Annotated in this window: 8 protein-coding genes; 5 read left to right on the top strand and 3 right to left on the bottom strand. The window is 76.3% G+C overall.

From position 1 onward, the window contains the following. The 3 genes from OMK64_RS19295 to OMK64_RS19305 form a co-directional block, all read left to right on the top strand. Window positions 1–170 (top strand): DUF5995 family protein (locus OMK64_RS19295; protein WP_272729987.1); only part of this gene is annotated, 170 nt, incomplete at its 5' end. Window positions 171–209: 39 nt separating this feature from the next. Then, complete coding sequence (locus tag OMK64_RS19300) at window positions 210–1,157, top strand: zinc-binding dehydrogenase (protein ID WP_272729980.1); 948 nt, start codon at window positions 210–212, stop codon at window positions 1,155–1,157. Between the two features lie 15 nt (window positions 1,158–1,172). Then, window positions 1,173–2,138, top strand: coding sequence for an alpha/beta hydrolase (locus OMK64_RS19305; protein ID WP_272729981.1), 966 nt, complete (start codon window positions 1,173–1,175; stop codon window positions 2,136–2,138). A gap of 39 nt (window positions 2,139–2,177) precedes the next feature. Here OMK64_RS19305 and OMK64_RS19310 read toward each other — a convergent pair whose 3' ends face one another. Beyond that, a complete protein-coding gene (locus tag OMK64_RS19310; protein WP_272729982.1) occupies window positions 2,178–3,833 on the bottom strand; it encodes a restriction system modified-DNA reader domain-containing protein in 1,656 nt (551 codons plus the stop codon). A 265-nt stretch (window positions 3,834–4,098) separates the two neighbouring features. Then, window positions 4,099–4,395, bottom strand: coding sequence for an MTH1187 family thiamine-binding protein (locus OMK64_RS19315; protein ID WP_272729983.1), 297 nt, complete (start codon window positions 4,393–4,395; stop codon window positions 4,099–4,101). A gap of 107 nt (window positions 4,396–4,502) precedes the next feature. On the opposite strand from OMK64_RS19315, the gene OMK64_RS19320 reads away from it, so the two are divergent. Then, window positions 4,503–5,270, top strand: coding sequence for a hypothetical protein (locus OMK64_RS19320; RefSeq protein WP_272729984.1), 768 nt, complete (start codon window positions 4,503–4,505; stop codon window positions 5,268–5,270). A gap of 123 nt (window positions 5,271–5,393) precedes the next feature. Further along, a complete protein-coding gene (locus OMK64_RS19325; RefSeq protein ID WP_272729985.1) occupies window positions 5,394–5,876 on the top strand; it encodes a DUF6174 domain-containing protein in 483 nt (160 codons plus the stop codon). A gap of 94 nt (window positions 5,877–5,970) precedes the next feature. Here OMK64_RS19325 and OMK64_RS19330 read toward each other — a convergent pair whose 3' ends face one another. Beyond that, window positions 5,971–8,931 carry an FAD-binding and (Fe-S)-binding domain-containing protein gene (locus OMK64_RS19330; protein WP_272729986.1) on the bottom strand — a complete coding sequence of 987 codons (2,961 nt, stop codon included), beginning with the start codon at window positions 8,929–8,931 and terminating at the stop codon, window positions 5,971–5,973. Between the last annotated feature and the right edge of the window lie 183 nt (window positions 8,932–9,114).

The following is a 9,114-nucleotide window of genomic DNA, read 5'->3' on the forward strand; positions in this document are numbered from 1 at the left end:
TCCTCGACGCGTGCGTCGGGCAGCACGCGGGCGCCCTCTCGCCGTTCGCCGACCTCGTCACGAACTTCTCGATCGACAAGGCGCGCGACGCGGCCTGGGTGTCCGCGCAGGTGCTGTGGGAGGTCCGATCGGGCGTGCGCGTGGGGCGGCGGGGCCGGTGCGTGTCCTGAGGTGCACGGCCGGACGGAGGTGGTCGCTACGGTGGCCGGGTGATCGCCGCCTACGCCGCCCGCTTCTCCCCCGACGACCCCCTGGCCGCGCTGGAGGTCGGCGAGCAGCCCGCGCCGCAGGCTCGCGACGGCTGGACGGTCGTCGACGTGCGGGCCGCGGCGCTCAACCACCACGACCTGTGGTCGCTGCGCGGCGTCGGGCTGCGCGAGCAGCAGCTGCCGATGGTCCTCGGGACCGACGCGGCGGGCGTCACGGCCGACGGGCGCGAGGTCGTCGTGCACGGCGTGATCGGCGGGGTCGCCGGGCAGGACGAGCCGCGGTCGCTGCTGTCGGAGCGGTACCCGGGCACGCTCGCGGAGCAGGTCGCGGTGCCGTCGTGGAACCTCGTCGACAAGCCCGCCGAGCTGTCGTTCGTCGAGGCCGCGTGCCTGCCGACGGCGTGGCTCACGGCGTACCGGATGCTGTTCACGACGGGCCGCGCGACGCCGGGCCAGCGCGTGCTCGTGCAGGGTGCGGGCGGCGGGCTCGCGACCGCGGCGGTCGTGCTCGGGGCGGCCGCCGGGCTGGACGTCGTCGTGACGTCGCGGTCGGCCGAGCGCCGGGAGCGGGCGCTCGCGCTCGGGGCGACGGCGGCGGTCGAGACCGGTGCGCGCGTCCCCCGCGTCGACCTGGTCCTGGAGTCCGTCGGGCGCGCGACGTGGTCGCACTCGGTGCGCTCGGTGCGCCCGGGCGGCACGATCGTCGTCGCGGGTGCCACGAGCGGCGACGCCGAGCCCGCCGAGCTCCAGCGGATCTTCTTCCAGGAGATCTCGGTGCTCGGCACCACGATGGGCAGCCGCGACGACCTGCAGCACCTGCTCGCGTTCCTCGCGCGCACCGGCGTGCGCCCCCTCGTCGACTCGACGTTCCCGCTGGTCCGGGCCGCGGACGCGCTGGGCCGCCTTGCGGCCGGGGACCAGTTCGGCAAGATCGTCCTCGAGCCCTGACGACGGGAGGCACACGTGAGCGAGTGGGCGCCCGACGTCCTCGGTGACGACTACCGCGTCCGCACGCTCGACCTGCGACCCGACGACGAGGGCGCCGTCGTCGCGAGCCTCGTCCGGTACTCCCCGCCCGTGGACGAGCCCGTCCGCCCGTCGCGCGCCGTCCTCTACGTGCACGGCTGGTCCGACTACTTCTTCCAGACGGGTCTCGCCGAGCACTGGCACGCGCGCGGGGCCGCGTTCTACGCGCTCGACCTGCGCAAGTACGGGCGGTCGCTGCGGCCGTGGCAGACGCCCGGATACGTCGACGACCTCGCGACGTACGACGAGGAGATCGAGGCCGCGCTCGACGTCGTGCGGGCCGACGTCGGCGCGTACGGGCGCGTCATGGTCATGGGGCACTCGACGGGCGGCCTGGTCACCGCGCTGTGGGCCGACCGGCACCCCGGTGAGCTCGACGGCCTCGTCCTGAACTCACCGTGGCTCGAGCTGCAGGGGTCGTCCGTCGTGCGGCACGTGAGCGGACCGGCCATCGCGCAGCTCGCCCGCTTCCAGCCGAAGGCGCCGCTGCCGAACGTCGACCCCGGCTACTACGCGCGGACGCTGTCGGCGAGCAGCGGCGGCGAGTGGACGTACGACCTGCACTGGCGGCCCGTGCCGTCGTTCCCCGTGCGGGCCGGGTGGCTGCGCGCGATCATCGCCGGTCACGCGACCGTCGCGCGCGGGCTGCACGTGACCGCACCGATCCTCACGCTCGCGTCGTCGCGCACCGTCATCAGCCCGCGCTGGAGCGAGGACATGCGCTCCGCGGACGTCGTGCTGGACGTCGAGCTGATCGCGCGCCGGGCCGTCCAGCTGGGGCCGCTCGTGACGGTCGTGCGCATCGCCGGCGGCCTGCACGACCTCACCCTGTCACCCGCGCCGGTGCGCACCCGGTTCTACGCCGAGCTCGACCGCTGGACGGCCGCCTACGGCTGGGGCTGACCCGACGCCCCGCGCCGAGCGAGGCGGCGACGGGTGCGGTCAGTACGGGCGCTCGACGCCCGCAGCCTCCGCGAGCGTCGGACCGCCGTCGCCCAGCCGCCACGCGCGCCACCCGTCGACCGCGTAGTCCACGCCGATGACCGCGGCCGCCGCCTCGTCCGGGTCGGCGAACACCTCGCCGTCCTCGAGCTCGACGAACCCGTCGGGCCGCAGCATGGCCTCGAACCGCTGCCCGCGACGCTCACGCACCCACACCAGCGTCGTGATGACCCGGCGACGCTTCGCGAGGATCGCGAGCTCGGGGAGCGGCTCGTCGAACGCGGGCGCCGCGGCCGGCTCGTCGAGGCCCGCGGGGTCGAGCACCGCGGTCGGAGCGGTGACGGCGTCCTTCTCGCGGGCGACGTCGAGCCGGTACGCCACCAGCGACGACTCGGGCGTGACCGGCGCGGTCGGGGGCACGGCCGTCATGGGCGGCACGAGGTTGGCCGGGCTCAGGGGGTTCGCCGCGGGCGCGAGCGCCGTCGGCGCACCCGCCGCGGAGCCGTCGGCCACCGTCCGGCCGTCCTCGTCGGGCGTGCCCGTGGTCGGAGGCGCGGCGGGCGTCGCCGGCGCGGCCGGAGGTGCCGTGACGGCCGTGGGTGCGGTCGACCCGTCGCGCGGCGGCGCCTCGGCCGGGCGCAGCGGCGCGTCGCCCGGGAGGAACGGGCGCGGCCCGTCGACCTGCGGCGGCTCCGCGGCGGTGCGCGGGCGGATCTGCTGCTCGGACGCGGTCCGCAGGCCGTAGATCGGCGTGAGCGTCATGGGCGCCGGGCCCGTCGTGGTGGTCGCCGGCGTCGCGCGGGTCGGCGGGTTGACGTTCGACGGCGCGCCGGGCCGGCTCTGGTTCCTGGGCTCGCGCGCGGGGCCGAACGGCAGGGGCGTCGGCTCCGTGACGGTCGTGCGGCGCGCGATGGGCGTCGGCGGGGGCGGCGTCGGGCGCGGCGGCGGGGTCACCGAGCGGAGCTCACCCGTCATGGGCCGCGTGCCGCGGTTGGTGCGCTCGGCCTCGTACGCCATCGCCGTCGCGAACGCCTCGGACGAGCGCACGAGCCGCAGCGCCGTCGGCTCCACAGGTCGGCGCGAGCCCTCGTGGATCGCGAGCGGCGACACGTCGAGCAGGCGCGAGTCGTCCACGCCGCGCACGACGCCGACCTGCAGCACGTCGACCTGCCGGCCGGGACCGCGCAGGAAGCCGAGGGTGTCGGTGGCCTCGGCGGCGACCTCGGAGCACAGGATCACGAGCCGCACGCCCTCGCGGCGGCTCGCGACGGTGCCGCCCGCGACCTGCTCGCGGAACGCGGCGAAGTCGACGCCGAAGCGGCTCGGGTCGGCGTGGTAGGCACGGGCCAGGTCGGTGGTGGTCATGCGGCCCGCGGCGCCCGCGTGGCGCAGGGACGCGACGACGGCGTCGTCGTCGACGACCTGCACGACCTCGACGACGACGGGACGGCCCGTGGCGTCGAGGGCGAGGAGCTCGGGGAGGTCGGCGTGGTCGGCAGCGCTGGCCCGCCAGCGGACCGCGAACAGCGGCTCGCCCGCGACGGCGGACAGGTGGTGGGTGAGGACCGCGGAGCACTCCTGCGCGAACGACCCCGCGAGGGGCTGCATCGGCTGGACGAGGCGCGGCCGCCCCTCGTCGAGCTCGAAGATGGGCATCGCGGTCCCGGCCTTCCTGGGCACGCAGCGGCCGACCGCCTGCCCCGTAGATCGCGCGCACACCCCCGACCGGATGTGCGTGCGTCCACACTTTCCCACAGCCGGGCTGGCTCGTCAGCCCGTCGAACGGGTGGTGCGGCGTGTTTCGGCCCTCCCGCGCGGTTTCTCCCGGTGCGTTCTTGGTCACTCGTCCGAGTGGTGGGCATCCGTCCGGGTTCGGCAGCGCCTCTGACGCGGGGGCGTGGCGGGCTTCCGGGCGCGCGCGTCAGTCCTGCGCGAGCGCCGCCTCGACCCGCTCGACCTTGCCCGTGAGCTCGCCCGAGCGGCCGGGGCGGATGTCGGCCTTGAGCACGAGGCTGACGCGGTGACCGTGCCGGCCGACGGCCTCGGTCGCGCGCTTCACGACGTCCATCACCTCGTCCCACTCCCCCTCGATCGTGGTGAACATCGCGTCGGTCCGGTTCGGCAGCCCGGACTCGCGGACGATCCGGACGGCGTCGGCGACGGCCTGCGTGACGGACTCACCCGCACCGAGCGGGGCGACGGAGAAGGCGACGAGCATGCCGCCACCTTGGACGGGACCGCGCCACGTGTCCAGCCGGACCGGCTGCTGCGGCCGTCCGGGTGCCGCTCGTGGACGGAGGTCGACCCGTCCGTCACCATCGGCGCGTGCCTGCCCTCCGACGAGCGCCCGCCGACGCCCCGACCCCCGGGCCGGGCGGCGCGCCCGTGCCGTACGTGATGGTCGACGACTGGACGGCCACCTTCACGGTGCCGTCCGACCTCGCGCGGCGGATGGCACCCGAGCCCGTCTGGGTCGTTCCGGCGGGGGCCGTGGCCGGGCTCGCCCCGGTCCTCGCGCTCGGGGCCGACGCCGCGACGCCGACCGTCGCAGTCGTCGGCGCCGTCGCCTTCTTCGTGGGGTTGGTGCTCCGCAACCTCGCCGTCGGACCTGCGCCCGTCGCCTGGCTGGCGCACGGCGTCTCCATCGCCGCGTGGACCTGGATCGCGTGGTTCGTCACTGCGGGCTTCGACGCGGGATGGGTGCCGGTCGTCGCGTTCGTCGCCGTCGGCGTCACCGGCGAGATGGTGGTCGGAGCACGCGAGCGGAGCGTCGTGCGCGCACGCCAGGCCGCGGTCCGCGGGCTGGACGACGGCGGGTGCCGGGCGACCGGCCGGTTCGTGGCGGGTGGGGACGTGCCGTGGGTCGGGCAGACCGTCGTGGCGGTCGACGGCTCCGGTCGGCGGTGGTCGGTGGTGCCGCGGGCGTGGGACCGACCCGGCGTCGGTGGGACGTGGCCGCTGACGTCCCACGTCTGGGCGCTGCCTCGGCTCGCGACGGGTCACCCGGTGGGTGTCTGGACGAGCGCGGCGGGCGACGCGGTCGTCGTGCTCGTGCCCCGCAGGCGCCCGCGGGAGCGCCGCCGACCGGCCTGACCCAGCCGCGTCGACATCGCGGGTGACGGGCGCTGCGTCCGAGCGTCCGACGGCCCCGGTCGTCGGTGCGATCCGCGCGGCGAACCGCGCCTGCGGAGACGTCGACGTCCGTAGGCTCGGCTCATGCGGGTACCGCTGCGGGCGTGGGCGAGTGCGGGAGCCACGGTCGTGGGTGCGTCCGTGCTCGTGGCGGTCCTGAGCGGCTGCGGTGACGAGCCACCGTCCGGCCCGGTGCCCGGGGCGGCGCAGGCCGCGGAGCGGTGGGCCGACGAGGGGGTCGACTCCTACGCGTTCGCGCTCACGTCGTCGTGCGGCGAGCGGCTGCTCATCGGGTCGTACCGGGTGACGGTGGCCGACGGTGCGGTCACGGCCGTCGAGGGGCTCGACGAGGTCGGGCGGCGCATCGCGGGCGAGGCGCAGGACCTCACGGCCGAGGTCCCGACGATCGCCACGCTGCTCGACCGCATCGTCGACACCGACGCGAGCACCGTGCCCGAGGCGACGTTCGACGACGCGGGCGTGCCGACGGCGGTCACGTTCGACCCCTCGCCCGGGATCGACGACGAGGAGTGCTACACGGTCGCCGACGTCGAACCGACGGCCTGACGCGAGCCGCGGCAGACGACCCGACGGTCCGGCCGGCCGGGCGACCCGGCTCGACGGCGTCGCGGCGGACCGGTCCCCGCCCCCGGCGCCGACCTCAGAGGCGGGAGGCGAGGAGCTCCGCGAGGTGGAGGCCCTGGACGCCTGCGAGCTGGTCGGCCTGGGTGCGGCACGAGTAGCCGTCGGCCAGGTAGACGTCTCCGGGGGCGGCGTCGCGCAGCGCGGGCAGCAGGCTGTTCTCGGCGACCGCGACGGACACGTCGTAGTGGCCCTTCTCCATGCCGAAGTTCCCGGCGAGGCCGCAGCAGCCCGCGAGCGCGGAGAACTGGGCGCCCGCGTCGGTGAGCAGGCGGCGGTCGGGCGTCCACGTCATGACCGAGTGGTGGTGGCAGTGCGGCTGGACGACGGCGGTGACGTCGGACAGGTCGGGCACGGTCCAGCGGTCGCCGGGGCCGATCGGGGCGGGGGCGGTGAGCAGCTCGGCGAGGGTGCGCGTCTCGCGGGCGACGGCCACCGCGCGCGGGTCGTCGGGCAGCAGGTCGCGCAGGTCGCTGCGCAGGACCGCGGTGCAGGACGGCTCGAGCCCGACGATGGGCACACCGTTGACGGCGAACGGGCCGAGGACCTCGAGCAGGTGCGTGAGCTGCGTGCGGGCACCGTCGAGCTGGCCCGTGCTGATCCAGGTGAGGCCGCAGCACGCGTCGTGCTCGGGGACGAGCACCTCGTACCCGGCGGCGCGCAGGACCTTGACGGCGGCGTGCGCGACGGACGGCGAGAGCGTGTCGCTGAACGAGTCGACCCACAGCAGCACCGGCGGACGGGTCTGCGCCGCGACCGACCCGGCCGTCGACCCGTCGTCGAGCGGCGCGGCGCCGGAGCGCGGTCCGTCCGTCGACGTCCGCTCCTTCCACCCCGCGCCCGACGTGACCGTGACCGCGTCGCCCGCGCCGTGCCGGGCCCACGCGCGGAACGGCGTGCGCGCGAACGTGACCATCTTCCGGCGGGTGTCCATGCCCCCCGCGGCGAGCACGGCCTTGGCGATCGGGCGAACACCGAGGACCGCGTTGACCAGCGAGGAGACCCCGGGGACCGCGGTGATGAGCCGTGCCCACCGCGGCAGCCAGCCGAGCGCGTAGTGGTTCACGGGCCGCAGCCGACCGGAGTACGTGCGGTGCAGCACCTCGGACTTGTACTGCGCCATGTCGACGCCCGCGGGGCAGTCCGACGAGCACGCCTTGCAGGACAGGCACAGGTCGAGGACGTCGTGCACCTCGGGCGACGTCCAGCCGCGGTCGACGAGCGCGCCGTTCGCCATCTCCTGCAGCACGCGCGCGCGGCCGCGGGTCGAGTCCTTCTCGTCCTTCGTCGCGAGGTACGACGGGCACATGAACGAGCCGGTCTCGCGGCCGTCCGCCCGGCACTTGCCGACCCCGACGCAGCGGTGCACGGCCGTCGTGAAGTCGCCCGCGTCGTGCGCGAAGGCGAAGCCGCTGCCGGCCAGCAGGGACTGCGCGGCGGGGCGGCGCAGGTCCGCGTCGAGCGGGCGCGGGCGGACCAGCACGCCGGGGTTGAGCAGGTCGCGCGGGTCGAGCAGGTCCTTGAACGCGGCGAACAGGTCGATCGCGCGCTCCGAGTACATGACGGGCAGCAGCTCCGAGCGGGCCCGGCCGTCGCCGTGCTCGCCCGACAGCGAGCCGCCGTGCGACGCGACGAGGTGCGCGGCGTCCGTCATGAAGGCGCGCAGCGGGTCGCCCGAGCGCTCGAGCGGGACGTCGAGCCGCAGGTGCACGCACCCGTCGCCGAAGTGCCCGTACGCCAGACCGTCGACCCGGTGCGTCGCCATGAGCGCCTCGAGCTCGCGCAGGTACGCGCCGAGCCGCTCGGGCGGGACGGCGGAGTCCTCGAAGCCCGGCCACGCCTGCTCGCCCGACGGGGTGCGCCCGCCGAGGCCCGCGCCGTCCTCGCGGATCCGCCACATCGCGACGGCCTCGGGTCCCGGCGGGAACAGGCCGACCGCGGTGGTGGCGGCGTCGGCCGCGAGCGCGCGGGCCCGGTCCAGGGCCTCGTCCAGGGTGTCGCCGCCGACCTCGACCATGAGCCAGCCGCCGCCCGGGGGCAGGTCCGGCACGGCCGCGGCGCCCTTGACGCGGCGCACGACGTCGACCAGGCGCGAGTCCATGCCCTCGATCGCGAGCGGGCCGTGCGCGAGCAGCGCGGGGACGGCGTCGGCGGCCGTCGGCATGTCGGGGTAGCCGAGCACCACGAGCACGGGGGCCGCAGCGACGGGGACCAGCCGGACGGTCGCACCGAGGAGGGTGGCCACGGTGCCCTCGGTGCCGACCAGGGCCTTCGCCAGGTCCGTCCCGCGCTCGGGGAGCAGGTGCTCGAGCGAGTACCCCGACACCTGCCGGCCGAACCGGCCGAGCTCGGTGCGGATGACGTCGAGGTGGCCCCGCACGAGCGTGTCCAGGCCGGGGACCGCGTCGAGCGCGCCCGCGCCGCTGCGCGCCTCGAACCGGCGGCCCGTGCCGTCGATCGCGTCGAGCGCCAGCACGTTGTCGGCGGTCCGCCCGTAGGCGACCGCGCGGGGGCCGCACGCGTTGTTGCCGATCATCCCGCCGAGGGTCGCGCGGGTCCACGTCGACGGGTCCGGGCCGAACCGCAGGCCGTGCGGGGCCGCCGCCTTCTGCACGGTCGCCATGATCACGCCCGGCTCGACGCGGGCGGTGCGCGCCTCGGGGTCGATCTCGAGCACCCGGTTCACGTGCCGCGAGAAGTCGAGCACGATCCCCGTGCCGACCGAGTTGCCCGCGACCGACGTCCCGCCGCCGCGCGACGTCAGCGGGACGCCCAGCGTCCGGGACACCTCCGCGGCCGCGAGCACGTCGTCCACGTCCCGCGGGAACGCGACGACCTGCGGCACCACCCGGTAGTTCGACGCGTCGGTCGAGTACTCCGCGCGGCGGCGCGACGAGTCGTCGACGTGGCCGCGCAGCGCGGACCGCAGGGCGTGCACGACGTCGTCGGTACGCACGGCGGAGTCGGTCGTGGCGGTCACGGGTGCAGTGTCGCACCGCGCGCCCGGGACCCCGCGCCCCGCCCCGCAGGCTGGGACGGCCAGGGACGACCGCACCGACGCCCCGCTGCCCCGGCCGCCCCCCGGCACGGCCCGGCCCGGCCCGCGAGTTCGTCAGCTGGTGCCGAGTTCGTCAGGTGCGACTGACGAACTCGGCAGGGAGTG

The sequence above is a fragment of the Cellulomonas fimi genome (assembly GCF_028527925.1).
Lineage (GTDB): Bacteria > Actinomycetota > Actinomycetes > Actinomycetales > Cellulomonadaceae > Cellulomonas > Cellulomonas fimi_C.

Excerpts from the sequence above, each read along its gene's own strand:
- OMK64_RS19310 (WP_272729982.1), bottom strand. The coding sequence starts at position 3,833 with ATGCCCATCTTCGAGCTCGACGAGGGGCGGCCGCGCCTCGTCCAGCCG.
- OMK64_RS19315 (WP_272729983.1), bottom strand. The coding sequence starts at position 4,395 with ATGCTCGTCGCCTTCTCCGTCGCCCCGCTCGGTGCGGGTGAGTCCGTC.
- OMK64_RS19325 (WP_272729985.1), top strand. The coding sequence starts at position 5,394 with ATGCGGGTACCGCTGCGGGCGTGGGCGAGTGCGGGAGCCACGGTCGTG.